Below are 24,399 nucleotides of genomic sequence, written 5' to 3' on the forward strand. Positions count from 1 at the left end.
ACCGGCGCTCCGGGGGGAGGCTAGGAGGGGTTAATTTGCGGGCGTATTTCAAGTGATACATTTAGCTATATATTTACTACCCACCTCTTTTTAACCCCCTCTAACTCCCCCTTGAAAAGGGGGAGAACTAGTTCTCGCTCAGTGGTCGGAGTCCGGCCACTGAGCTTTCATCGGTAGGAAGTCATGAACGCAAAACTGCAACACACTCAAGCCAAGCTCTCACTCAAGTTTGGTGGCTGCTCCTTGAAGGGCAGAAGAGAAGAAAATCAGGATGCATTTATTGTGAATGCGCCAGATAACTTGGAAGAACTCACGCATAAGGGGGTCGTTGCGTCGATCGCCGATGGTGTGAGTTGCAGCAACGTTAGCCAGCAAGCAAGCCATATCGCAACCACTCAGTTCGTGACGGACTATTTCGCTACCCCAGATAGTTGGAGCACACGCCATGCTGCGGGATCAATTATCAAAACCCTTAATCGCTGGCTGTTTGAGCAAGGGGAGAAGCAAGCACTTACTCATAACAGCTTAGTCACCACTTTTAGCTCGGTGATTTTTAAATCCAATACGGCTCATATTTTTCACGTGGGTGATAGCCGTATCTATCGTATTCGTGACAATCAGATCCATTTGTTAACCCGAGATCACCAACGCACTAACTTCGGACAAGCCGCTTATTTAACTCGTGCTTTAGGCATGGATAACACGCTAGAAGTGGACTACCAGAGCGTATCGTTACAGGTGGGTGACCGTTTTATTCTGACCACGGATGGTGTGCATGATCATATGGAACAAGAGGTGCTGCAACGTCTTGCATCGACTGTTCAGATTCAAGATTTTGAGGCGTTAAGCCAAACCATCTGTGAGCAAGCACTCACTAATCAAAGCCCAGATAATGTAAGCTGCTTAATTGTGGAAGTGACAGAACTTCCAGGGCATTCACTACTAGAACATCAGCAATTGACCTTGCAGCGCTCTATTCCCCCAGCGCTCAGGGTCGCCCAAAAAATTGATGACTACCGTATCGAGAAAGTGCTGTTTGCTGGCACTCGTAGTCATGTTTATCTGGTGACTGAAGAGACTTCAGGCAAACAGATGGTGCTTAAAGCGCCGTCGCCTTTTTACGCAGACGATATTGAGTTCCTTACTCACTTTTCTAATGAGTACTGGATAGGCAGCCAACTCGACAGTGATCGAGTGATGCGTATGTACCCTAAACCTCGCCAATCGAAATTTGTTTACCAGTTGTGTGAGTACATTGATGGCATCAACCTTCGCCAATGGATGTACGATAATCCAACGCCATCATTAGCCAGTGTTCGAACGATTTTAGATAAATTGATCAAAGCCGTACGTGTCTTACAGCGTGCGGATATGGTGCATCGAGATCTAAAACCTGAGAACGTGATGCTAACCACAGACGGCAGCATCAAGATCATCGATTTGGGTGCTGTTCAGGTTCAAGGGTTAGAAGAGATCTCACCAGAAAAGTCGGACGATACGCCTTTAGGCGCAATTAATTATACCGCACCCGAGACGATTAACCACGGTGAAGCGACCATTTGCTCCGATCTGTTTTCTGTGGCGGTGATAGGTTATGAGATGCTCGCAGGTGAGCTGCCCTATAAAGCGACTTCAGGGCAAAATGTACAAAATGCTCGTCATATGAAGTGGGACTATCGCCCTTTAAAGCAGTATCGAGATGATATTCCAGAGTGGGTGGACTTGGTGTTCCAAAAAGGTGTGCATCATTTGCCCGCCAAACGCTATGACGTACTGAGCGAGTTTGTCTCCGACCTCTATACGCCGAATAAAGCGTTGCAAAAAGAGTTAGAAGAAAAGCCTCTGCTAGAGCGAAACCCTGTGGCATTTTGGAAAGCCGTTGCATTGATTGCCATTACGATTGCAGTGGTCGAGTTTTTAGTCATGGTGGGGTAGCGCACAAAAGCGCAATGTCGGCCTTTAGTCTCGAATCTCCCAGCGCTAGGCTGGGATAAATGATTGAGATATTGCTAAGCAAAGGCCGAGTCATGAATTCCAGCCCACTTCCCCCATCCTTGTTTCCTTCATCCTTATATAGCGCTGAAGCTGTGCGCCAAGGCGAGCAACTTGCCGCTAGAACCCAAAGTATTCCGATGTACCAACTCATGGAGCGAGCAGGAGAAGCTGTTTTCCAGTACGCTCGTCAGCACCATCCAGAGGCCAATCATTGGTTGGTGTGTTGTGGAGGTGGCAACAATGGTGGTGATGGTTATGTGGTGGCAAGATTGGCTAAACACGCTGGAGTGGAGGTTAAACTTTGGCACGTGGGTGACCCCAGCAAACTGACAGGAGATGCTGCAATCGCCCGTGATGCGTGGCTTAAAGCTGAAGGGGATATTGCAGAAGTAGAAGAGCTGATCCCGCCGAAAACAGAGCTGATCATAGATGCGATTTTAGGCACTGGGTTAAACGGTCAGATAAGGGCTGCGCAACAACAGCTGATCGAAGCGGTAAACTTAGCAGAGGTGCCTGTGGTCTCTGTTGATGTGCCATCTGGGCTATGCGCTAATACTGGAGTATCGCTTGGCCAAGCGATTCTTGCGCATAGTACGGTCACTTTCATCGGAGTGAAACAAGGCCTTGTGACTGGGCAGGCTGCACAATTTGTCGGCGAGCTCTGTTTTGCAGGCTTAGGCGTTGACGATACGTTTTCAACCCAGCAAGCCTCGCAAATCTCGGTTATTTCCGAACATTTAGTTGCCAAGTATTTAGGCCCTCGCAAACGAACGGCGCATAAAGGCGATCATGGTAAAGTCACCTGTATTGGTGGGGATAGCGGCATGGCTGGGGCAATTCGGTTGGCCTCAGAAGCTTGCTTGCGAGTTGGCGCAGGATTAACCGCTGTGCTCACTCAGCCAGACAATGTAAGTGCTATCGTTACTGCTCGCCCAGAGGTGATGGCAAAGGGGTGGCAGGAAGACCAAACAGCACTGCAAAATCAGTGTGAATGGAGTGACGTATTAGTGCTTGGACCGGGGCTCGGGCAGAATACATGGGGACATTCGCTGTTTAAAGATGTTATCCATAGTCAAAAACCAATGGTCTTGGATGCCGATGGTCTCAATTGGTTGGCAAAAGCTCCTAATACTCATTCACAACGTATCATCACTCCTCATCCGGGAGAAGCGGCCAGGCTACTTGGTACCAGTATCGCTAAGGTTGAAGCCAATCGATACCAAGCGGTTCGTGCATTGCAGCAAAAATATGGCGGCGTTGTGGTGCTCAAAGGGGCGGGGACATTAGTCGATGATGGCTCACACTGTTATGTTTGTCGTGCAGGCAACCCCGGTATGGCGACAGGCGGAATGGGCGATGTGTTGTCTGGGGTGATTGGTGGTTTATTAGCGCAAAAACTGTCGCTGATTGAAGCAGCCACCCTTGGTGTTTGGTTACATAGCCACGCTGCTGATCGATGTGCTCAGCAGCATGGTGAGCGTGGCTTATTAGCGAGTGACCTATTTGACGAGATCCGTCGACTCGTCAACTCATACCAATAAATGTACATTTCGATTATGGACAAGTCTTTTTGGTGTGATTGTGAGATCCGACCGCAAAAATTCGGTTTTAGCATTTCTCCTGATGTGCAGCAGCGCTAGGCTATGACACCAATCCATCTAAATATCTGATCAGCCTAGATAGTCCATATTTCCTTTAGCTGCGTCAGAAATCGTATCCCTAGTCCCTACTAGGCTAAATCAAATAATTGTTATGAGTAGTCCAATGACAAAAACATTAGTGATGCAGCAACTGTATATGCGAGAAAATGAGCCCTTTGAGCTAGTAGAGCAGAATCAGGTTGCCAGCACGCCACCTGATGAAAACTACTTCGCTAAATGGCAGGAGACGAAGCGTGCTTTGGTCATGGCAGACGTTGTCGATACTCATTGGATAAAAACTTGTACGGCAGGTTACGTTACCGAAGTTATCTTCCACCAAGACGGCACTTTGCATGAATACCGACTGTTTGATCGCTTCGAAACCTGTGGCGTGTGGCAGTTAGTTCAAGGGATTTTGAATGTTTCCATTTACAAAGGCGACAACCACTATCAATTCGCAGTGGTCGGTAATAGTAAGGTCAACATTCACTCGGCGATAGAGTATAAAAATGGCGAGTTGCATTCGTATTTGAAGTTAGGGCAAGTCAAATGAGTATTCAACTATCAACTTTGTCGGAACACCCTCACGAGATTGAGAAAATTGCACAGTGGTATTTTGACGAATGGGCTCATACTGCGCCCAACATGACGCAAGCTATGGTCGCTCGAAAAGTCACTGAAAAGTCTATACACCGTGACCAATTCCCTATGGCTTTGGTGGCACACCAACAAGACCAGTTGGCAGGCGTATTAGAGCTAAAATATCGAGAAAATAAATATTACCCACAATACGAACATTGGGTGGGAGGTGTTTTCATTGACCCTAGCTATCGTAACCAAGGGATTGCAAGTCAACTCCTACTTCGAGCTAAACAGCTTGCGGCCAAGTTCGGCGTTACGGAGCTCTACTTGCAGTGCGAGAGTTTCAATATAGCGCTATATCAAAAACACGGTTTTAAAGCGCTGCATCTTGCTCCACACCATGATATCGAGACAACGATTATGGTGTGCGAGGTCACGAACTGAGGACAGTTGATTGAAACAGAACATTGTTCACATCGCTTTGGTGATCGAAGACTATGATGATGCGATTGATTTTTACGTTAATAAGCTTAAGTTCGAGCTCATTGAAGATACTTATCAGCCTGAGCAAGATAAGCGTTGGGTGGTGGTAGCGCCACCGAATTCGCATGGGGTTACCCTGCTCTTGGCTAAGGCTTCTAAACCGGAGCAGCACGACTTTATCGGCAACCAAGCGGGTGGCCGTGTATTTTTGTTTCTCAATACCGATGATTTTTGGCGCGATTATGAGCGAATGACCTCTTTGGGCATTAAGTTTGTACGAGAGCCAAAAGAGCAAGACTATGGTGTAGTAGCCGTGTTTGAAGACCTTTATGGCAACTTATGGGACTTGCTGCAACTTAACCCTGATCACCCTATGGCAAGTCGATAAAGGCATTGATAAAAGTCGCAGTCTTACTACTTGAGAAGAGTAGACAGAGCGCTATAGTATTAGGAAGTTTAGTAATCTAATTATCATCAAGGATGAATACATGCGTCTAATTTTAGCTATCTTGCTGCCTTGGTTTCAGTTTTTCACCATAGGTCGCCCTTTTGCTGGCATTATCTGTTTGATTTTGCAGCTTACACTGATTGGTTGGTTGCCTGCGGCAATCTGGTCTGTTTATGCTCTGAGCCAATACAAAACCGATAAGAAGATTGAAGAGGCGCTGGGTAAGTCAGATAGCTAACCTTGCTTTTCAGATTGTGAACACTAAACACCGAGTCAAAGTATGCCACTTTGGCTCGGTGTTTTTTTGCCTTAAGTACTAGGGTGTGTTGGCCTCGAAAGGTGAACACTGCCCCGCTTACTCTCAATAAGTTGAGTTTTAAAAAGCCTCTCCTATGCTCAAGTAATACCAACAAAAAGCAACGCAAAGTTGCTGAGGATGAGCAATGAGCAAACCTATCGTCGCCGATAACAAGCCAGTCAAAGTGGAACTGACGGCTGGGGAAGATCAATACTTCTGTCGCTGTGGGCGCTCCAAAAACCAACCTTACTGCGATGGGTCCCACGCAGGGACGGATTTTAAACCGATGAAGTTTACCCCGAGTGAGTCGGGGGATGCGTATCTATGTAACTGTAAGCATTCTAATAATTTGCCTTACTGTGATGGTAGCCATAAACAGTTCTCTGTCGAGCAGGTTGGTAAGGAAGGCGTGGGGTTTATCCCGTCAAAAGATGTCACACCAAGTGCGGTTGCGACTACCGAAGAGCCCACGGTTGAGTTTATCCATCAATTAGCCAGAGAAGGTCTATCAAAGCTTGGTCATCACGGCCCGATGACTTCAATGGGGGTTCCTCGTCATCTCTTGCCGCATTGGGATGACTTGCAAGTGATGGTGGCGCAAATGGCGACCAAACCTCTGATGGAGGATGTGCCTGTTGCGACGAAATTGGTAGTTGGGCCAAAGGCGAAAAAGCCTCTGGTGCTAGATATCCCGCTGTTTGTTTCTGATATGAGTTTTGGTGCTCTTTCGGAAGAGGCAAAAATTGCGTTAGCGATGGGCGCTGAATTGGCTGGCACAGGCATATGTTCAGGAGAAGGGGGTATGTTGCCCGAAGAGCAAGCGGCCAATTCACATTACTTTTATGAGTTGGCGAGTGCCCAATTTGGCTACGATGAAGCTAAGTTAAAACAGGTGCAGGCTTTCCACTTTAAAGGAGGGCAAGGGGCAAAAACGGGTACGGGCGGGCATTTACCGGGGGCTAAAAACATCGGTAAGATTTCTCAAGTTCGAGGTATTAAGGAAGGCACCGCAGCGGTTTCCCCTCCTACGTTTAAAGACATAAATAGCGCAGCAGACTTTAAAGCCTTTGCTGACAGGGTACGAGAAGTAACGGGGGGCATTCCGATTGGTTTTAAACTTAGCGCCAATCATATCGAAGCGGATATTCAATTCGCACTGGATGCCAGTGCTGACTACATCATCTTAGATGGTAGAGGTGGTGGCACTGGTGCCGCCCCTGAGATGTTCAGGGATCATATTAGCGTACCAACCATTCCCGCACTTGCAAGAGCTCGGCGCTATCTAGACAAGCAGGGCAAAAGTGGTGAAGTGACGTTGATCGTGACTGGTGGTCTAAGAGTACCGATGGATTTTGTTAAAGCCTTAGCCCTCGGTGCAGATGGTGTCGCTGTCTCAAACAGTGCGATGCAAGCGATTGGATGCGTCGCCGCTCGCATGTGTAATACCAATAACTGCCCGGCGGGGATTGCCACTCAAAAAACGGATCTACGCCAGAGACTGAATGTTGAGAAATCAGCGAAGCAGTTGTGTAACTTCTTCACCGCTTCGGTTGAGCTGATGCAAGTTATGTCGAGAGCTTGTGGTCATGATGATTTAGGTCAATTCAACATTAATGATCTTGCTACTTGGAATAAAGAGATGGCCGATCTATCTGGTGTTGCGTATGCGGGGGTAAGCGATCGCTAGTGTCGTCACAAGAGTATTAAAGTGCAGCTTTTTTAAGCTGCCTTTTTGTATATAAGGCCAATTAGCAGGGCTTAATTAGGGCGAATGGAAAAATATTTATGCGAAAAATAGACATTTTTCTCAGCGAGGAGGGTTGATGTCGAACAACTATGTTTGTTTTTTTATTAACACCCTAAATACAGGCTATTTTGGATAGATTTAATATGGAATAGTTAACGGTAAAAAGGCGTAACTTAAGCGCTTATTTTGTCCTTTTCAACGCTGTTCGCAGCTTGTCTGCTTTCCCTGATGCCAAATTTTGCTGGGTTTTTATGCTAAAGTATCCGACCTTGGATTGAGCTCCACACCGAAAATTTTAACCCATTGAGTCGCTTTTTGGCCCCTTGTGTTGAGGTGAGGTGTTAAGGTGAGCTCGTTGTTTTTCATTGGATACGGAGAGAGTCCTACTACTTGCCATGACGAGTAGATGAACATCATATTTTATGGGTTTTAAATCAAAAAAATACAGTATAGATTCAACAGATTATCAAGTCGGTCAAGACAATGTGACCAAGTGGGGGATGGATGTTCATAACTCCGTTTTTACCGCTTCTGCAGGCCTTTCAATTTTATTTATCGTCACGCTGCTGGCTATGGTGCCAGAAGATGCCAAAGCCGCAATCGATGCGGTCAAAGGTGCGGTATTAACGCACTTTGATTTCCTATTCATGTGGGGTGGTAACGCCTTTCTAATTCTTGCCATTATTCTTGCTATCTCACCGTTAGGTAAGATCCGTTTAGGTGGTGAACATGCCACGGCAGACTACTCGATGCTCTCTTGGATAGCGATGCTGTTCGCAGCGGGCATGGGTATTGGCCTTATCTTTTGGGGGGTTGCGGAACCTACAGCCTTCTACACCAACTGGTTTGGTACTCCATTAAACGCACAGCCATATACTGATGCAGGCCGAGAGCTTGCGCTGGGTGCCACTGTATTCCACTGGGGTCTGCACGCTTGGGCGATTTATGGCATGGCGGCATTGAGCCTAGCCTACTTCGTATACAACAAGGGGCTACCTCTGTCGATGCGTTCAGTGTTTTATCCGTTGCTGGGCGACAAAGTATGGGGTAAAGCGGGCGACGTGATTGATGTGATGACGGTACTCGTGACTCTGTTTGGCCTAGCGACGTCTCTAGGTTTGGGTGGTACCCAAGCGGCGAGTGGTATTAGTCATGTGTTTGGTTTTGATAACAGCTTGCTGCTGCAACAGTCAATCATCGTGCTGATCATGGGCCTTGCGATCATCTCGGTTATCCGCGGCATGGATGGTGGCGTGAAGCTTCTAAGCAACCTAAACATGGTGATTGCGTTTGTTTTCCTTGGATTCATTGCGCTGCTCAACTTCACTACCGTACTAGATTCGGTAGCCACTGCTGTTACTGGATACGTGAAAAACATTTTGCCATTGAGCCAGACCTCGGGTCGTGAAGATACCACGTGGTTGCATGGCTGGACGGTGTTCTACTGGGCTTGGTGGGTCGCTTACGCGCCATTCTTTGGTATGTTTGTAGCCCGAATTTCAAAGGGCCGAACGGTACGTGAATTCTTAGTGTGCGTACTAATCATCCCAACGATTGTGACCACTGCTTGGATGTCTGTTTTTGGCGGTGTAGCCATTGAGCAAGTGATTGCTAAAGTGGGACAACTTGGAATAGATCAAGGCATTACTGATGTCTCTTTGAGCTTGTTCTACATGCTAGATGCTTACCCAATGGGTGATGTGTTATCTGTGATCGCCGTGGCGCTGATCATTGTGTTCTTCGTCACCACGTTGGATTCAGGTTCAATCGTTATCGATGGCATGACGGCGGGGGGCAAGCTTGAAGTACCTGTGAAGCAGAAAGTGATTTGGGCGATCATCTCGGGTGCTATTGCCATGGTGATGCTGTGGATTGGTGGTACTCAATCGGTGCAAGCGCTGCAATCCATTACCATTATTGCAGCACTGCCATTTACGGTGATCTTGCTGCTCGGTTGTGTGAGCTTAGTGAAGGGCTTGTTCACCGAAGTGGAACAGCCGAATTCGTCTTCTACGGTGTCACAAGACAGCTAGTTGCTTGAATAATATTCAAACGCCCAGCCAATGTTGCTGGGCGTTTTGCTTTTGGTTTTTCTGAAGCTAACGTATATGGCGAACGCAAGTGTTCATTAGCCACAATGCCGTTAGCATTTGAATCACGAAGCAAGCAATGAACACAGTTTGCACGCCAAGCCATTCAGTGAGATAACCAGAGCTTGCGAGCCCGATAGGCATTAAGAGTTTGAACAGTGAGCCAGTAATGCCTGTTACTCGACCGAGTACACCCTCATCGAAGGCTTCTTGGCGATAGCTCCAGATGCAAATATTGCTGTATAGCCCGATGGCGGATATCCAGAAAAATCCTGTCACCAGCGCCCATAGGTTTGAAGCTGCCAGTGGAATGATAAAGCCGACAGCCTCAAGACCGATCGAGCCGATCAATAGCCAACCTAGTCCCCACTTCTTGCGTAGCTTATCTGCGCTAAACGCTCCAATCAAACCGCCAATGCCAGAGGCGGCAATCAGATAGCTCACACCAACGGAATTTAGTCCTAACTCTGCTTTGGCATAGAAAATGGCTTGAATCCAAAATACAGCGCCTGTGGTGTTTATTACCATCACTGCTAAGGTGATAAGCCACATATTGCGCTCTTGGTGCAATGCATGCCAACCATCTTTAATGGCGGCGAAAGTGCTTTGTGTTTTTGGTCTAGCGGTGGTGTTGAGCTCCAATGAACGCAATTGCCAACACGCCAGTATCAGCAAGAGTGCTACGCCGACAAATACATTGTGAATAGTCGCGAGCAGCATGATTGCCCCAGAGAGAACAGGCCCCACGGTTTCCATCACACTGTTTAGTGAACTCATGCGGGCTGTAGCGGTGTTTTGGCTCTCCTGTGGCAGTGCATTTTTGAGCATCGACAATCGAGCATTATGGTAGCCGTAGTTAAACGCCATCATCAAAAATGCGCAGGGAAACAGCACCCATAATGGCTGCGCTAGGTACTCTACCGCCAAGTACGAACACAGCACAGTAATGGCCTGTCCGAGTAACATCGCCCGTGACCAGCGCTTTTTGTCGCTTCGATCGACCCATACTCCTATAAACAATGCCAACAGCAAGTTGGGCAAAAACTCGATGGCTCGCATCCACCCCATCCATTGTGAGGATTGGGTGAGTTCATAGACCAATAGCGGCAGAGCTAAGGTATAAATCTGGCTGGCAAAGCTAACAAATAGTGCGCTGCTAAATAGGGTGACAAAGGTTTTATTTTTCCATATCGAGCCTTGAGACTCGGCTAACGTATTCATCTTAAAATCCTTTTCATTTTGGTTTGGGTATTTATTATTCAGAAGTAAAAGATGAAGAAAAATAGAAAGATTAAATAAGGATTTCACCTTTATGCGGTATTGGTTGGCGTTGGCTTTTTTACGAGACTTTGGCTTTGAATTAGATGAATGGACACCGATTTCATTGGAGCGTTTGACCAAGGCATTGGCCTGCACCAAACGTAACGCCCAGTTTGTGGTGAAAAAGTTGGTTGAAGAGCGGGTCATTGATTGGCAAGCAGGGGTCGGAAGAGGCAACTTACCTAAGTTGAAATTGCTCAAGGATCTGGCTGAACCATTGCATTCCCAAGCACGCCAATGGATGCAAGAAGGTAAAACGGACCAAGCGCTAATGCTGATTGCGGTTAACGAGCGAGATCAATTTATTGCCGAGTTCGTTAGTCAGTATCAAACAAAATCGCAATCATTGGATATTCTGCAAGTGCCGTTTTACCGAGCAACTCACAGCCTGGTCCCGAGTGAAATATCACGTCGCAGTGAGCACCATATTGCAAGCTACTTGTACGCTAGACTGTTGCGTTACAACCCGGCGACACGATCGCTAGAGGGCGATTTAGCCCAGCGTTGGCAACATCAAGGTGAAGTGTTGCAGCTAACGCTGCGTAAGCAACTCAAGTTCTGGGATGGTTCACCTTTGACGGCTTATGAGGTGCAAGATGTGTTCGATAATCTGCTTAAAACCGATTCGGTCAGTCTCGGTCTGTTTCACCTGATTGACGAGTTTAAGGCGTTAGATGCAACAACCTTGCGAGTCCAATCAAAAGCTCTCGCCAACTACCTCCCTATGCTGATGGCAAGAGGTGCGCTTTCTGTGGCCAAATTGACTAAAAATGGCTGGGTCGGTAGTGGTTCATTTCGACTGGTTGAGCAGACATCTTATCGAACATTGCTGCATGCCTCCGAACACTATCACGGCTTTCGACCGTGGCTAGATGGCGTCGAAATCTGGAACATGGGACAAGAAGCCAAAGAGTTCACTTCACATTGCGATATCGTCCATGGCAGTTTGGCCCCAGATACTGAAGAAGGCTTTTTGCAAAAACAGCAATGGGAACAAGGCTGTATTTACGCTTTTTTTAACCCAAGTCACCATGCTTGGATGAAGCGGTTGAAACATCGGAAGTGGTTGCAACAGCAGCTACTAAACTTGCCGCTGTCTGGTATCAAAGATGACCTCCTTTATCGCAGATCAGGGGGCATGACCAATCTCGAACCTGTGGTTCTGGGTAAATGCATAGAGGATATTCCGGTTGAAGGTATTGCGCCATTAAAGGTGCTCACTTACCAGCTATCAGGCCATATAGAAACTGCAGAAAACATTCTAGAGACTCTCAAAAAAGCTGGAATTAGGGCCAACTTAGAAGTGTTGGCTTATCCTGAATTTGCTAAGCCAGAAATTCAGGCTCTGGCGGACATTATCGTGTCGGGTGAAGTCTTTAGTGAGCATTTAGAAAGTGCCTGGTTGGGTTGGTTGCTGTGTACCACGACAGTGCAGGCGTGCCTCGGTGGTAAGCTAATGCAATCTACCAAAAATCAGGTGTTTGAGGCACTCAAACTAAGCGATGAAACCTCTCGAATAAACGCTTATCGACGCATTGAAAAGGCATTGATTAAGAAAGGCTTGTACTTGCCACTTTTTCAATGTGGGCAGGATATGCGGATATCGAATAAACTCTCTACCATGGAACTACTGGCCAATGGTTGGATTGACTTCAATCAGGTGGTATTTCAAACCAGCAACCAATCAGGGATTGAGCAATGAACCCACAACAGATCATGGATTTGTATAACCAGCACGAACGTGTCGACTTAACTCTGTCAGGGTATGACAAAGTGGCAAGTAAGGAAGTGGTGAAGTTTGTCTCTCAAGACAAATATGGCAGCTTCGTCTCATATTTCAATTTCTCGGAGCAAGATGCGCAGCAGGTTATCGATCAAGAGGTGGCTTACTTTAAAGCGCGTGACCTCAATTTTGAATGGAAGACTTACGATACTGATCATCCTGAAAATATTGCTCAGGTACTGATAGAAAAAGGGTTTGTTGCCGACGAGCCAGAATCATTCATGGTGCTAGATGTAGTCAGTGCCCACCTTGATAGTAAAAGGGACGAATTATGCACGGAAGTAAGTGATTACGAGGGCATTCGTGATGCGATTAAAGTGCAAGAGCAAGTATGGGGTGGAGATTTTAGTGGCAAACTTGCCCATCTTGTTGCGATGAAAACCAAAACACCCGATCAAATTACGATTTACGTGGTGTACGAGCAAGGAGAACCAGTGTCGTCGGCTTGGATTATCTATAACCATTCCAGTCCGTTTGCAGGCATTTGGGGCGGCAGTACTTTGAGTTCGCACCGTGGGCAAGGCCATTATACGGCGCTACTGAACAAGCGTATCTGTGATGCAAAAGCCCGTGGTATCAAGTATCTCACCATTGATGCATCAGACATGAGTCGCCCAATAGTGGCAAAGCATGGTTTTGAGTTTATTACCAAAACCACACCGTATTTATTTGACGCCCATTAAGGCAAAACTTTAACTTGCCTTGGCGATATCACATCACTTACGCAAAAGAAAAGCAGGCTTTAAGGCCTGCTAAGATAGCGACAGATGTGGGGAAGTAGTAAAGGGGAGTTTACTCATCATCTGCGCTTAGAATATTTTGATTGTAGGTACCTGAAATCCGTCTTTAACCTCCAGCATCTTGCCTTATAAATTAGGACATCATCGTTTTTTCTTGGGCTTCCCGTACTGTGCATCTCTTTTAGAGTGAAATGTCACAGAGCCTGCACCACTATTTGTCATTGATAGCTATAGAACAATAGCGAAACAGCGTTAATCTAATTGTGACTCCGACACGAGATCATCTTGTTAACTGCTTGCTCTGGTGCGTCGTTAGGATGTAAGTGTTATACCACTTATTTTAACATTAAATCAACAATATGATTGCTGGTGAAATCAATACACCGCTATCGATCTGACTGCTATATTGTTGATTATTAATAGGTTTTGTTGGGGTTTGGTGTGTCTGCTGATTTTTCTATATGTGGTTCACATCACACTATTGTTAATACTTTACTAGAATTTATTCGAGTATGGGTGGTGGTGTGAGCTGTTAATTCGCTCTTCAATTGTGCGCTTGAGAAAGTAATGGGTAGAATCGATGCATGTTGGGGCAGTTTGTGCGGATTGCTGGTGTCGAATCAAAATAGCAAGAATGCCCTAAATGGTTAGGACATTCTTGCTTAAGTTACTGAGCGAGCATCAGCGGTGATGACCAAATCATTGGGGCTGAACTCAGACTCTTCTACTGTAGTGATTAAGCCTCTTCACCCAAGATAGTTTCCATGACAGGTAGACCGATGCCAGCTTGGTAGCCACCATCAACACACAGTGCTTGGCCTGTTAGGTATTTACAATCGTCCGCTACTAGGAAGTGTGCAAGAGCTGCAATTTCTTCTGGTTTTGCCATGCGACGTTTTGGCCAGATCACTTTCGACATGGCCAATTCTGCTTCGCCACCCTCAGCGTAAGCCATCGGGGTGTCTACTGTTGAAGGACAGATAGCATTGACGCTTACGCCCATGTCCGCAAGTTCTAACGCTGCGACCTTAGTTGCACCAACCACTGCGTGCTTAGAGGTCACGTAGTCCATGTAGGTTGGCATGCCAATCATACCGCCAATTGAAGCTAGGTTTACGATAGCGCCACCTTGATTGATGTTGTTTGCTGCATGTTTCATCGCCAATACAACGCTCTTAACGTTCAGTGCCATCGTTAGATCGTGTTTGTCTGCATCGACTTCGTTCATCGGTGAAGACCAGCCCAAGATGCCTGCACAGTTCACCAAGATGTCCATTTGGCCAAACTCACGTTTCGCCGTCTCCATCAGTGCTTGGATCTCCACTTCTTTGGTGACATCTGCTTTAACAAACAAACCGCCTAGCTCTTTCGCTGTCGCTTCACCTTGCTCAACGTTGATATCTGCAACGACAACTTTTGCCCCAGCTTTGGTAAAACGTTCAGCAGTACATTTACCGATGCCTGATGCTGCACCTGTAATAACGGCAACCTTTCCTGTTAGATCAAACATATAAAATCTCTTGTTCCAATTGATAATTGATATGGTTAAAGCATGTGATGACTTTCATCGTCAGCTGACTGATGAAATTGGAGGCGGGTGCACTTAGTTACGGATGTAAAACGAAATGCCATATCCACCTTGTTTCATCACTATTTGTTATATTCATATCATTTGTTTTGATGTAATACCAACACTGCTGAACTTGCATGCTCAGCATGCAATATGCACTTTCTTATTTAACTTGTTGTTTTTAAATAAATAATATTGAGAGGATGGTTTTATATAAAACTTAATTGTGTGACGCGTGTCACAGTGGATGGTTTGGTAGGATGTTTGTCTTGCTCAAGTTTCATCGTAAGCACTACAGACTAATGATGACCAGTATTCACCTAAAAAAGAAGCGCCGCTTCGGTGACTAAGCGAAGTAGCGCTTCAGGGGGATGCGATGAAGGTGACTCATCGCAATTCTTTAAGGAAGGAAATTCTTGCGCTTATCGAGCGAGAATCAGCTTCATTTGTTCAGCAACTTTGTCGACTTTGCCCAGCCCAATAATGACCTGTAAACCGCCTTTGCCCACAGGAACCACACCCGCTGCACCTAACTGTTTTAGCTTGCTACTATCTGCTATTGAGGAGTCTTTTACCGTCAGGCGAAGTCGAGTAATGCAGTTGTCGACCTCAAGGATGTTCTCTTCACCACCGATAGCTTGAATGTACTGTTTCGCCAAACCTTGCATGTCTTCAGACGCTTCGCTGTTCATGTCTTCGCCACGACCTGGTGTTTTTAAGTTGAACTTGATGATGGCAAAACGGAAGATCGCATAGTAAAGCGCTGCAAACACAAGGCCTTGGATAATCAGCATGTACCAGTTGGTCGCCAGTGGGTTTTGGCTCGACAGTACGAAATCGACAAAACCTGCGGAGAAGCCAAAGCCTGCCATCCACTCCATGCTGGCTGCGACATATAGTGACAATCCAGTCAGTGCTGCGTGAATAACGAATAGTACAGGCGCCAAGAACATGAAGCTAAACTCTAGCGGCTCGGTGATGCCTGTAAAGAATGAAGCCATACCCGCCGCCAACATAATAGCGAACACTTGGTTTTTGTTTTTTGCATCAGAGCAGTGATACATCGCAAGTGCTGCTGCTGGCAGGCCAAACATCATGATAGGGAAGAAGCCTGCTTGGTACATGCCAGTTTGGCCCGGAACCGCAGTACCATTGGCAATGGATTGTGCGCCACCAAGGAAGTTTGGTATGTCATTGATGCCCACCACGTCAAACCAGAATACCGGATACAGCGCATGGTGCATGCCCACGGATAGGAATAGACGGTTAAAGAAGCCAAATAGACCAGCACCCAGAGCACCCATGCTTTCAAGCTTGATGCCGAATACGATCAGTGCGTCGTATACCGCAGGCCAAATGTAAAGCAAGGCGAAAGAAAGTGCCATGCCTGCAATGGAAGTTAAAATCGGAACCAAGCGTTTACCACTAAAAAACGCCAGCGCTTGCGGCAGCTCTACACTTGAGTAGCGGTTGTAGATCTCCGCTGACAGGATACCGATGATGATGCCGATGAACTGGTTGTTGATTTTACCAAACGCCGCAGGGACTTCATCAATAGAAACACTGAGTAATTGCGCCACTGCACCCGGTGCTAGCAAAGTCGTCACCACCAAGTACATGACAAAGCCTGATAACGCCGCAGAGCCGTTTTTGTCTTTACTTAAACCGAAGGCAACACCGACTGCAAATAGCACCGCCATATTATCGATGATGGCACCACCAGATTTGATTAAAAAAGCTGCCAAGATGTTTTCCGAGCCCCATCCGACAGGATCAAGCCAATAGCCAATCCCCATAAGAATGGCGGCGGCTGGTAGGGTGGCAACTGGTACCATCAGTGCCTTACCCACTTTTTGCATATATCCGAGTATGTTCATTTACGCCCCTAGTTTTGATTATTGATTTTGTTTGTGTACCTGACTCGGTCGTCATCCGCAGTGTCGGGTCACATTTCATAACTTTTAAGGCATTTTATGACTTAATTTCTAGTGCGAACAAACGAATCAGCTAGTAGCATGAATTAAAATTTTTAATCCATAGGGGGCGTTATGGCCAATCAACAGTTATTGCTCAGAAACCTACACACTTTTGATATGGCGGCGAAATCCTTAAGCTTCACTATCACGGGAAAGCAGCTTCATCTCACTCAAAGTGCGGTGAGTCATCGCATTAAAGTGTTGGAAAAAGAGCTGGGGTTTAACCTGTTTGTTCGTGGGACACGCCAGCTTGAGCTGACAGAAGAAGGGGCTCGCTTTCACCATACCTTGTCGAAAAACCTTCACGGCATTTTCTCTGAGATCGAAGAGATCAAAGCGACAGATATGGCGGGAGAGCTGAACATTGCTACCTCAACAGGCTTTGCCAATGGCTGGTTACTGCCAAGGTTGGCAGATTTTAAAGCCAAGTACCCTAAGTTCAATCTCAACATTTGGGGCTATCAAGAACAGCAAGACTTCCACAAACACAACATTGAAGTAGCCATCTACTACGATACCCAAGACATGAAAGACATGTACCGTAAACGTCTGTTTGGCGATGAATATATACCCGTCTGTACCCCACAGTACGCCAAAAAACATCGGTTATATGAAGATGGGCTTGAATCCTTGAAACGGATTAATTTCATTCATGCGGTTGGGTCTGACGTATGGCAGCGCTGGCGAGATTATTTGCAGTTAGATATCGATATCTTTGAACAGTTTTACTGCGTCAGTCATCGCGAGATGGGATTTTTGAGTGCCTTGCACAACATTGGTGTGGGCATGGGCAAATATCACTTCGTGAAAGATTTGATTGAATCTGGTGAGCTTGTCACGCCATACCCGAGTATGCCGACGACCAAGAGCTATGATGTGATTTGTCCTTTAGGCACGGAGGATCGTCCCAAGATCCGTACCTTCATCAATTGGCTAGAAGGGCAGCTTTAACTGCTGCCCTCGGTCCATGCTATTGGCAGCGTTCACGCAGAGCGATAAATCGAGCGTCATTGTGATCATTTAGCTCACAAACAGAGAGCAGATCATCAATGAAATGGTTAAGCGCACGTTGCTCAATGCGTCGAACTTGTTGCTGCTGGTCATCGCTTAGCATGTGGTACATGGTGGCGGCGCCAAAGTCACCAAAAATGATATTGGCGTCTTGATCAAACAGGGTGTTGTGCGCATACAAGTCACCGTGACATACCTGATTGTTGTGGAGGTGAGTAAACACGGTGTCCATTTGCGCAACGATTTTTTCAATCTCATCAATGCTTAGATTAAAGCCTAGTGGGAAGGTATCGCGGGTGCAGCTTTCTAGGCTCGGCGGTAGTCCAAGGTTTTTGTAGTGCTCGGGAATTAGATTCATGATCAGAGCGAGGTAACCAGTTTCACACACTTGTGCTAAAGACTGGACCAAATTAGGGTGATTGCCCACTTTTAGGCACGCCTGCAGCTCATCTTCAGGGTAACCGTCACTGGTTACTTCTCCCTTAAATACCTTAACGGCAATGTCATTTGGTAGACCTTGTGGTTGCTCAATCCATTGCGCTTTAGAAATCACCCCCGAAGCGCCCTGCCCCAGCAGCTTACCAAGCTCGAAGCTGTTTGATGCAACGCTAGGTACGGACGTATTTTTAATTTCTGATTGGCTAAATGGGTTTCCAGAAAAGGCTAGCCACGCCAGTTTTGGTAAGCCAAGTAGTTGCTCAGGACACTCGGTCAATGCATTGGCAGAGATGCGTACCAACTCTAGATTGTGCAGTTTAGCGAGGCTTTGAGGTAGCTTAACGAGCTGGTTGCCTGCCAGCGCCAGCTTTTGCATTCTTGGTCGTTCACCTAATGACTCTGGTAAATGGGTGAGTTGGTTGTCAGTTAAGATCAGCCAGCGCAGCTTTTGCGGCAGTGCATCTTCTGCAACATGATGAATTTGGTTCGACTTAAAGCCCACCATTTCAAGGTTTGGCAGCGATCCCAACACTTCTGGTAGGTGGGTGAACAGGTTGTTTGAAGCAAACACAATCTTGAGCTTATGCATTTGTGTAAGCTCTTGCGGTAGTTCAGTCAATTGGTTGTTCGACAAATCCAGAATTTCCAAGCTGTCCGCAAGAGAGAGGATCTCCATCGGGAATTCAGTCAGGTCTTCAGCCAAAGAGAGTCGAGTAATACCGGCAAGCTCACCGGATTTTAACGCAGAGAGTGTATGCAAAATAAAGCCATGTGGGTCGAGAATAAAATCGGTCGACAGTGTACTCGAAATGGCGGTTTTTGCTAGGGGGTACTTGGCGCAAGGGATTTGCGCCAAGAGGGTTAAAGGCCAACTGGTGGTTCATGTAGATAGACGATTACAGGCAAACACACACAGGTTGATGGATTTCTTCGAGCGTGTCGACCAGCTCTGGCTGTCCGGATTCTTTGTGTAAACAAAACAGCGCCAGACTATTTGAGCCTTGGTTGGCTGCAATCAGCCACTTACCGTCATCGGTTAGCGTAATATCTCGTGGGAAGTCGCCACCGGAGGATACGCAGCCTTGGTGTTTAGCTTGACCATTGTCGATGGCAAACCAGCTAATTAGCGGTTCTCCTCGACCGGATGCGTAGAGAAAACGCTCGTCTGCGGAGAGTTTGATCGCCGCTGCCGCTTCATGGTTAGCCGTGTTAGGAAGTGCCGCTTGCTGAGCTTTAATTTTCCATTCACCCTGGATTCGCTCTAGGGTTATTAAACTCTCGCTGAGTTCGCACAACACAAATCCGCAGCTACCATCTTTCTTGAATACCACATGTCTTGGGCCTGAACCTGCTGGCAACTCCAGTGTTTGAATAGGCGTCACCTGTTGATTGTCTAGGTTATAGAAATGCAGAGTATCGCCACCCAGATCAACAGTAACAAACTGTTGATGCTTCGCGATAAAGTAGAGCTGATGGCCGTGCGGGCCTTGCTGACGCTCTGAATGCTTTCCTACTCGCTGTTGTGGGATAGGGTTTTGTAAGTTGGCTATCGGCTCACCGATGCCACCATTTTCCATCAATTGAAACAGTTCAAAGTTACCTGAGCCGTAATGCGCCACCCCAATCATTTGCTTGCAAGGCGAAATAGCAATGTGGCACGGATAATCACCATTGAGGGGTTTAACTTGGTAGCCATCACTGTCATTGGCAATGTAATAGAGCGCTGCCCCTTGTAGTTGAGACTGCTCTGAAACCAGATAAATTCCGCTGTCACTGCGAGCGATATAAGACGGGTTAACGATATCAGAGTGCTGCTGTGGCTTTAATAATTTACTCTCTTCGCTAAGTGTGATGGTCGCAAAGCCGCAATAAGAATCAGAAGAGTACTGACCAATGGTGAGTGTGTGAGACATCCATAATCACGTGTTTAGTTTAAGATGGCTAAAAGAGTGACCAAAATTCACTGCAAAAGGTAGCCTGAGATAGCGCTTCTGTGAGGCGTTCACAAAAACTAGCAGTGATGAGGAAAGGTTTCATGCGAGTGACTCGCACTTATTGCGTGATATATGCAGCGATAGAATAGGCGCTAAGAAAAACCCAGCTAGGGCAATGAACGAGAGAATTACCAAAGCTGGGCGTTGTGGAGGAGTCCAAGCTATCGCTTGTGATTTTTGGCTTCATAGCCAATGTTTATTTGTTTTTCTGGCTGTGAAGCATAGTGGTTGCTACCTTGAGGTGCACAACCAATAAGTGTTCCAAGACAAAGGATTCCAATCACTAGGTTGAAAGTTTTCATGCTTTGTCCCTTTTAGGTGAAGTTATTCGGTGTACATGACCGTTGCTTCACCATCGACCGCTACTTTTCCTTCAGCGTTCAGGATTTGAGTAGCAAGCACGGCGATGGGTTTGTCGTCACGTACGCTTTTCACTTCAATTTTAGCAGTTACTGTCTCACCAACAAAAATTGGGCAGGTAAACTTCAACGTTTGGCCAAGGTAAATTCCACCGGGACCAGGGACTTTTGAAGCAAGCAGTCCAGAAATCAGGCTAGAAGCCAACATGCCATGAACGATAGGACGCTCAAAAGGAGTACTTTTAGCAAACTCCTCATCAAGGTGCACAGGATTATAGTCTTCAGAGACTGAGGCAAAGGTTGCGACAGTTTGTGCATCCAAGCGCTTTTCAATGGTCGCAATCTGACCAACTTCTGGTTTCATTACGCAGATTCCTTTTCTGTTTGCTGTTGGATAACGTCTTGAATGCGTGCACGGACATACTCGCCAGGTGCATCCAGTTCACCTTCGAGTTCACGGGCATCGATTTTTTCTGAGAAGTTGCGCTCATCAACCCAAGTTTGCCAGTGAGGCCACCATGAGCCTTGGTGCTTGTCGGCGCTTGCCAGCCATTGCGCAGCATCTTGGTCGGTATTGTCGTTGGTCCAATAACCGTACTTGTTGGCATCAACATGGTTCATTGGTCCTGCGATGTGGCCGCTTTCTGCCAACACAAACTTGCTGTCACCACCCAATAATTGAGTGCCTTCGTAGTTGCCGTCCCACAGCGCGATGTGATCTTCGATAGCGGATAAGAAGTAGACCGGAGACTTCACCTTATTCAGGTCGATTTTCACCCCATCGATCTCCATTTCGCCTTTGGCGAGACGGTTTTCCAGATAGCATTGACGAAGTAGCTGATTGTGGGTTGCTGCGGTTACGTTGGTGTTGTCGCAGTTCCAGTAAAGCAGGTCGAAAGCCATTGGGCTTTCGCCCTTGAGGTAGTTGGTGATGTAGTAGTTCCAGTAGAGGCTGTTTTCACGCAGTAAGCTAAAGGAAACCGCCATCTGACGACCATCCATATAGCCTCGAAGATTGTTTTGCGCTTCGATGCTAGAGATGATTGGATCATTGATGAAAATGCCCAACTCGCCCGGTTTTTTAAAGTCCAAGATAGTTGTCAGTAAAGTGGCAGACTTGATGCGCTGCTTACGTCGTTTGCCAGCAAGGTAGGCCATTGCTGCCACTAATGTGGTGCCGCCAATGCAGTAACCCACGCCGTTGACTTCACGCTCACCCGTTTGTGCTTCAATGGCATCAAGTGCTGGCAAGATCCCACGGGTCACGTAGTCTCCGTAGCCGACGTCACGCATGTCTGCATTTGGGTTCACCCAAGACATCATAAACACCGTATGCCCTTGGCTCACTAACCATTTGACGTATGAAGTCTCTGGGTTCACATCCATGATGTAGTACTTATTTACAAACGGTGGCACCACCAACATCGGACGCTTATAAACTTGTTCAGTGGTCGGCTTGTATTGGATAAGCTCAAACATCTCATTCTTGAATACCACTTTACCCGGCGTGGCGGCGATGTTTTCACCTAAGGCAAATTTGGTTTTATCCGTCATGCGGATGTTCAGCGTGTCGGCGCTTTGAGCCAAATCTTGGCGGAACTGTTTCATGCCTTGGATTAGGTTTTCACCGTTAGATTCCATGGTCAGTTTCAAGATTTCTGGGTTGGTGGCAACAAAGTTACTTGGCGACATCGCGTTAAGATACTGACGAGTAAAAAACGCTAGGCGTTCTTTCGTTTGTTCATCAAGACCTTGTGAATTCTCGACCGATTCTTGAATCGTGTTGCAAGCGAGCTTATAGCTCTCTTTGATGTATTTGTAGAGTGGGTTTTCATTCCAAGCAGGATCACGGAAACGGCGGTCAGTTTCTTTTTCTTCACCAGACGTGCCTAAGATGCATTGATTGAGCAAGCTGACTTGCTGCGTCCACCAATTCATCTGTTGCTCAATGGTGTTGGTTGGGTTTTCTGACACAGATTGCAGCCACTTACCTAAGTCTTCTGCTTGAGTCTTCATTAAGGTGTTTTGCGTTGGCTGGCCAAGATTTTCCATCCAAGCTTGGCTGTATTGAAGCATGTTATTCATCATGCCTTCGAACGGCGATTTATTTTCCATCCTGACGTCCTTGTTAACAAGCAAACAAAAACGGCAGTGCACCCCTCGCAAATCAGTGCACCGCCAAAAAGCTAAAGATAACGCTACAACTTACTCACGATCTGGGGGGAGCGAGAGGGTGAGCAAGCAATGTGATACCAATCCCACCAATTATCTGCTCAGTCTAGCTAGTCCATATTTCCTCTAGCGGCGTCAGAAATCATATCCCTAGTCCCAGCTAGGCATAAGATTTCTTCCTTGCCAGAGAAAATCTGTCCGTCGCAATACAAGATCACATAATTAGTGGTATTGGTATCAGTATCGCGTTAATTAAGCACTTTTTGCTGTTTGAACAGATGCTGCTGCTAACTCGTCCGCAGCTACTTTGAAATCTTGACCAAGCTGAGACAGCTTTTGGCTGTCTTCTAGAAGTTGCTGAGAAATTTTGCTCGCCACTTCCATTTGCTTGGTGCCATAGCCAGCAAGGTCTTGAGGTTGTTTGATCGCTGCCATGCTTTGTAGTGTCTCGTTGCCTAGCGTGCTGTATGCCTGAAGGCTTTCTAGCTGGATTTTAGACAGTGTCTCAACGTTTTTAGTGATCAACTGATTGAAGTTGTAGAACGGGTTAGTCACAGTTTCGAGTTGTGATGTGAATGCTTTAAATGTTTCTTGAGTAGACATGGGTACTTTCCTTGTGCTGATGTTGAAAAACGAGTGATAGAGCAAAGTCACTCGAAAAAATTATTATTCAAACGTGTGTTTTAATTGTTGCCATTTTGTTGAACTTTTAAGCGAATGTCATCCCCTTAATTGGCATGAATTTTCCGGCTAATTTTAGGGTCTCACATCGTACGTTTTATAATTCCAGACCTAGATTGTGCAACCCTTGGTATATCAGTGCTGTAAAGGGTTACGAGATCGCTTAGGCGTTTAATACGCAATTGGTGTCATTAAATTGAAATGCAATTTTTGTGATATTGATCGTCAATTGCGCTGCGATTTTACTCCCAATATGATTATAAAAATGGCTCACAGGATGTTGTGGAGATGTAAATGTCAGTGTTATTTGGATTGGGTATTTATTGCTTGTTATGAGAACGATGTAAGGAATGATCTTTTTCTAGACGACTGGTCTAATTTTGGTTAAGGTAAGCGCCATGAACATGAAAACGAACCAAACTCGTCAGCACATTCTTGAAGTTGGCTATCAGCTGATTGTTAATAAAGGCTTCACTGCTGTTGGTCTGTCAGAGTTGTTAAAAACTGCCGAAGTGCCTAAAGGATCTTTCTATCACTACTTCAAGTCGAAAGAGCAATTTGGGGAGGCGCTGATAGTCGATTACTTTGATCTTTACTTGGAGAGGATTGAAGCGATTTTGCTTGGCAATCAGGGTACAGGCTTAGAACGAGTGATGGATTACTTTTCTCGCTGGCTAAATGTCGAAGAAGGTGTGTGTAACGCCAACAAGTGCGCCGTGGTTAAGCTCAGCGCGGAGGTTGCCGATCTTTCTGAGCCGATGCGAGAAGCTCTTAATAGAGGAGCTGCAAGAATTGTCTTAGCGATAGCAAAAGGCATTGAAGCGGGTATTGATGATGGTTCGATTCAAGTACAAGATGCGACGGGCACTGCCAAAACACTGTACCAACTATGGCTTGGGGCGAGTTTGCTCAACAAGCTCAGCCAAGATGGTGAACATTTGCATCACGCATTAAGCACCACTAAGCAATTACTTAAGGCGAAATAGCCGCCAAATCATCCTGCGCTTCTACACTTTGGTTTGCAAAGCGTTCTCGCAGGATTTTTTAGAAATCACAACTAGACGACTGGTCT

20 protein-coding genes are annotated in these 24,399 nt (G+C 46.4%); 12 read left to right on the forward strand and 8 right to left on the reverse strand.

All coding sequences use genetic code 11. The features are described 5' to 3' along the window. Nucleotides 1-183 precede the first annotated feature (183 nt). The 8 genes from J4N39_RS15280 (at nt 184) to J4N39_RS15315 (ending at nt 9,226) form a co-directional block, all read left to right on the forward strand. Entirely contained in the window at nt 184-1,935 is a 1,752-nt protein-coding gene (locus J4N39_RS15280; RefSeq protein WP_252025473.1) for a bifunctional protein-serine/threonine kinase/phosphatase, read from the forward strand. A 92-nt stretch (nt 1,936-2,027) separates the two neighbouring features. Next, nucleotides 2,028-3,536: an NAD(P)H-hydrate dehydratase gene (locus J4N39_RS15285; protein ID WP_252026905.1), complete on the forward strand. Its 1,509-nt coding sequence runs from the start codon at nt 2,028-2,030 to the stop codon at nt 3,534-3,536. A 223-nt stretch (nt 3,537-3,759) separates the two neighbouring features. Beyond that, entirely contained in the window at nt 3,760-4,188 is a 429-nt protein-coding gene (locus J4N39_RS15290) for a hypothetical protein (RefSeq protein WP_252025475.1), read from the forward strand. Next, a complete protein-coding gene (locus J4N39_RS15295; RefSeq protein ID WP_252025477.1) occupies nt 4,185-4,661 on the forward strand; it encodes a GNAT family N-acetyltransferase in 477 nt (158 codons plus the stop codon). Before J4N39_RS15290 ends, J4N39_RS15295 begins: the two co-directional genes overlap by 4 nt. A 10-nt stretch (nt 4,662-4,671) precedes the next feature. Beyond that, nucleotides 4,672-5,088, forward strand: a complete 417-nt coding sequence (locus tag J4N39_RS15300) for a VOC family protein (protein WP_252025479.1) — start codon at nt 4,672-4,674, stop codon at nt 5,086-5,088. Nucleotides 5,089-5,188: 100 nt separating this feature from the next. Then, the gene (locus J4N39_RS15305; RefSeq protein ID WP_252025481.1) at nt 5,189-5,386 is read left to right on the forward strand and encodes a YqaE/Pmp3 family membrane protein; all 198 of its coding nucleotides are present in this window, start codon (nt 5,189-5,191) and stop codon (nt 5,384-5,386) included. Nucleotides 5,387-5,591: 205 nt separating this feature from the next. Next, entirely contained in the window at nt 5,592-7,133 is a 1,542-nt protein-coding gene (locus tag J4N39_RS15310; protein ID WP_252025483.1) for a glutamate synthase-related protein, read from the forward strand. Between the two features lie 482 nt (nt 7,134-7,615). Continuing rightward, nucleotides 7,616-9,226, forward strand: coding sequence for a BCCT family transporter (locus J4N39_RS15315; protein ID WP_252025485.1), 1,611 nt, complete (start codon nt 7,616-7,618; stop codon nt 9,224-9,226). A 66-nt stretch (nt 9,227-9,292) separates the two neighbouring features. On the opposite strand, the gene J4N39_RS15320 is transcribed toward J4N39_RS15315, so the two are convergent. Continuing rightward, a complete protein-coding gene (locus J4N39_RS15320) occupies nt 9,293-10,504 on the reverse strand; it encodes an MFS transporter (RefSeq protein ID WP_252025487.1) in 1,212 nt (403 codons plus the stop codon). A 91-nt stretch (nt 10,505-10,595) separates the two neighbouring features. Between J4N39_RS15320 and J4N39_RS15325 the strand changes: the two genes are divergently transcribed. Together J4N39_RS15325 and J4N39_RS15330 are read left to right on the forward strand one after the other, a co-directional pair. Further along, entirely contained in the window at nt 10,596-12,305 is a 1,710-nt protein-coding gene (locus J4N39_RS15325; protein WP_252025489.1) for an ABC transporter substrate-binding protein, read from the forward strand. Next, entirely contained in the window at nt 12,302-13,069 is a 768-nt protein-coding gene (locus J4N39_RS15330) for a GNAT family N-acetyltransferase (protein WP_252025491.1), read from the forward strand. The genes J4N39_RS15325 and J4N39_RS15330 overlap by 4 nt, the downstream gene beginning before the upstream one ends. A gap of 793 nt (nt 13,070-13,862) precedes the next feature. On the opposite strand, the gene J4N39_RS15335 is transcribed toward J4N39_RS15330, so the two are convergent. Both J4N39_RS15335 and nagE read right to left on the reverse strand, forming a co-directional pair. Then, nucleotides 13,863-14,636 carry an SDR family NAD(P)-dependent oxidoreductase gene (locus tag J4N39_RS15335; protein WP_252025493.1) on the reverse strand — a complete coding sequence of 258 codons (774 nt, stop codon included), beginning with the start codon at nt 14,634-14,636 and terminating at the stop codon, nt 13,863-13,865. A gap of 482 nt (nt 14,637-15,118) precedes the next feature. Then, complete coding sequence (nagE, locus tag J4N39_RS15340; protein ID WP_252025495.1) at nt 15,119-16,573, reverse strand: N-acetylglucosamine-specific PTS transporter subunit IIBC; 1,455 nt, start codon at nt 16,571-16,573, stop codon at nt 15,119-15,121. Nucleotides 16,574-16,744: 171 nt separating this feature from the next. Here nagE and J4N39_RS15345 point away from each other — a divergent pair, with 171 nt between their 5' ends. Continuing rightward, nucleotides 16,745-17,623: a LysR substrate-binding domain-containing protein gene (locus J4N39_RS15345; RefSeq protein WP_252025497.1), complete on the forward strand. Its 879-nt coding sequence runs from the start codon at nt 16,745-16,747 to the stop codon at nt 17,621-17,623. A gap of 19 nt (nt 17,624-17,642) precedes the next feature. On the opposite strand, the gene J4N39_RS15350 is transcribed toward J4N39_RS15345, so the two are convergent. From J4N39_RS15350 to J4N39_RS15370, 5 genes are all read right to left on the reverse strand, one after another. Continuing rightward, nucleotides 17,643-18,881: a leucine-rich repeat-containing protein kinase family protein gene (locus tag J4N39_RS15350; protein ID WP_252026907.1), complete on the reverse strand. Its 1,239-nt coding sequence runs from the start codon at nt 18,879-18,881 to the stop codon at nt 17,643-17,645. Nucleotides 18,882-19,017: 136 nt separating this feature from the next. Further along, nucleotides 19,018-20,034, reverse strand: coding sequence for a lactonase family protein (locus tag J4N39_RS15355; protein WP_252025500.1), 1,017 nt, complete (start codon nt 20,032-20,034; stop codon nt 19,018-19,020). Nucleotides 20,035-20,439: 405 nt separating this feature from the next. Then, complete coding sequence (locus J4N39_RS15360; RefSeq protein WP_252025502.1) at nt 20,440-20,838, reverse strand: MaoC family dehydratase; 399 nt, start codon at nt 20,836-20,838, stop codon at nt 20,440-20,442. Then, nucleotides 20,838-22,589 (reverse strand): class I poly(R)-hydroxyalkanoic acid synthase, encoded by a 1,752-nt coding sequence (phaC, locus tag J4N39_RS15365; protein WP_252025504.1) that lies wholly within the window; start codon nt 22,587-22,589, stop codon nt 20,838-20,840. The genes J4N39_RS15360 and phaC overlap by 1 nt, the downstream gene beginning before the upstream one ends. 309 nt (nt 22,590-22,898) lie before the next feature. After that, nucleotides 22,899-23,249 carry a phasin family protein gene (locus J4N39_RS15370; RefSeq protein ID WP_252025506.1) on the reverse strand — a complete coding sequence of 117 codons (351 nt, stop codon included), beginning with the start codon at nt 23,247-23,249 and terminating at the stop codon, nt 22,899-22,901. Between the two features lie 476 nt (nt 23,250-23,725). Here J4N39_RS15370 and J4N39_RS15375 point away from each other — a divergent pair, with 476 nt between their 5' ends. Beyond that, on the forward strand, nt 23,726-24,313 hold the full coding sequence (locus J4N39_RS15375; protein ID WP_252025508.1) for a TetR/AcrR family transcriptional regulator: 588 nt from the start codon (nt 23,726-23,728) through the stop codon (nt 24,311-24,313). Nucleotides 24,314-24,399: the final 86 nt, after the last annotated feature.

Source organism: Vibrio sp. SCSIO 43136 (genome assembly GCF_023716565.1).
Lineage (GTDB): Bacteria > Pseudomonadota > Gammaproteobacteria > Enterobacterales > Vibrionaceae > Vibrio.

Excerpts from the sequence above, each read along its gene's own strand:
- J4N39_RS15280 (WP_252025473.1), top strand. The coding sequence starts at position 184 with ATGAACGCAAAACTGCAACACACTCAAGCCAAGCTCTCACTCAAGTTT.
- J4N39_RS15285 (WP_252026905.1), top strand. The coding sequence starts at position 2,028 with ATGAATTCCAGCCCACTTCCCCCATCCTTGTTTCCTTCATCCTTATAT.
- J4N39_RS15290 (WP_252025475.1), top strand. The coding sequence starts at position 3,760 with ATGACAAAAACATTAGTGATGCAGCAACTGTATATGCGAGAAAATGAG.
- J4N39_RS15295 (WP_252025477.1), top strand. The coding sequence starts at position 4,185 with ATGAGTATTCAACTATCAACTTTGTCGGAACACCCTCACGAGATTGAG.
- J4N39_RS15305 (WP_252025481.1), top strand. The coding sequence starts at position 5,189 with ATGCGTCTAATTTTAGCTATCTTGCTGCCTTGGTTTCAGTTTTTCACC.
- J4N39_RS15310 (WP_252025483.1), top strand. The coding sequence starts at position 5,592 with ATGAGCAAACCTATCGTCGCCGATAACAAGCCAGTCAAAGTGGAACTG.
- J4N39_RS15315 (WP_252025485.1), top strand. The coding sequence starts at position 7,616 with ATGGGTTTTAAATCAAAAAAATACAGTATAGATTCAACAGATTATCAA.
- J4N39_RS15320 (WP_252025487.1), bottom strand. The coding sequence starts at position 10,504 with ATGAATACGTTAGCCGAGTCTCAAGGCTCGATATGGAAAAATAAAACC.
- J4N39_RS15325 (WP_252025489.1), top strand. The coding sequence starts at position 10,596 with ATGCGGTATTGGTTGGCGTTGGCTTTTTTACGAGACTTTGGCTTTGAA.
- J4N39_RS15330 (WP_252025491.1), top strand. The coding sequence starts at position 12,302 with ATGAACCCACAACAGATCATGGATTTGTATAACCAGCACGAACGTGTC.
- J4N39_RS15335 (WP_252025493.1), bottom strand. The coding sequence starts at position 14,636 with ATGTTTGATCTAACAGGAAAGGTTGCCGTTATTACAGGTGCAGCATCA.
- nagE (WP_252025495.1), bottom strand. The coding sequence starts at position 16,573 with ATGAACATACTCGGATATATGCAAAAAGTGGGTAAGGCACTGATGGTA.
- J4N39_RS15345 (WP_252025497.1), top strand. The coding sequence starts at position 16,745 with ATGGCCAATCAACAGTTATTGCTCAGAAACCTACACACTTTTGATATG.
- J4N39_RS15355 (WP_252025500.1), bottom strand. The coding sequence starts at position 20,034 with ATGTCTCACACACTCACCATTGGTCAGTACTCTTCTGATTCTTATTGC.
- J4N39_RS15360 (WP_252025502.1), bottom strand. The coding sequence starts at position 20,838 with ATGAAACCAGAAGTTGGTCAGATTGCGACCATTGAAAAGCGCTTGGAT.
- phaC (WP_252025504.1), bottom strand. The coding sequence starts at position 22,589 with ATGGAAAATAAATCGCCGTTCGAAGGCATGATGAATAACATGCTTCAA.
- J4N39_RS15370 (WP_252025506.1), bottom strand. The coding sequence starts at position 23,249 with ATGTCTACTCAAGAAACATTTAAAGCATTCACATCACAACTCGAAACT.
- J4N39_RS15375 (WP_252025508.1), top strand. The coding sequence starts at position 23,726 with ATGAACATGAAAACGAACCAAACTCGTCAGCACATTCTTGAAGTTGGC.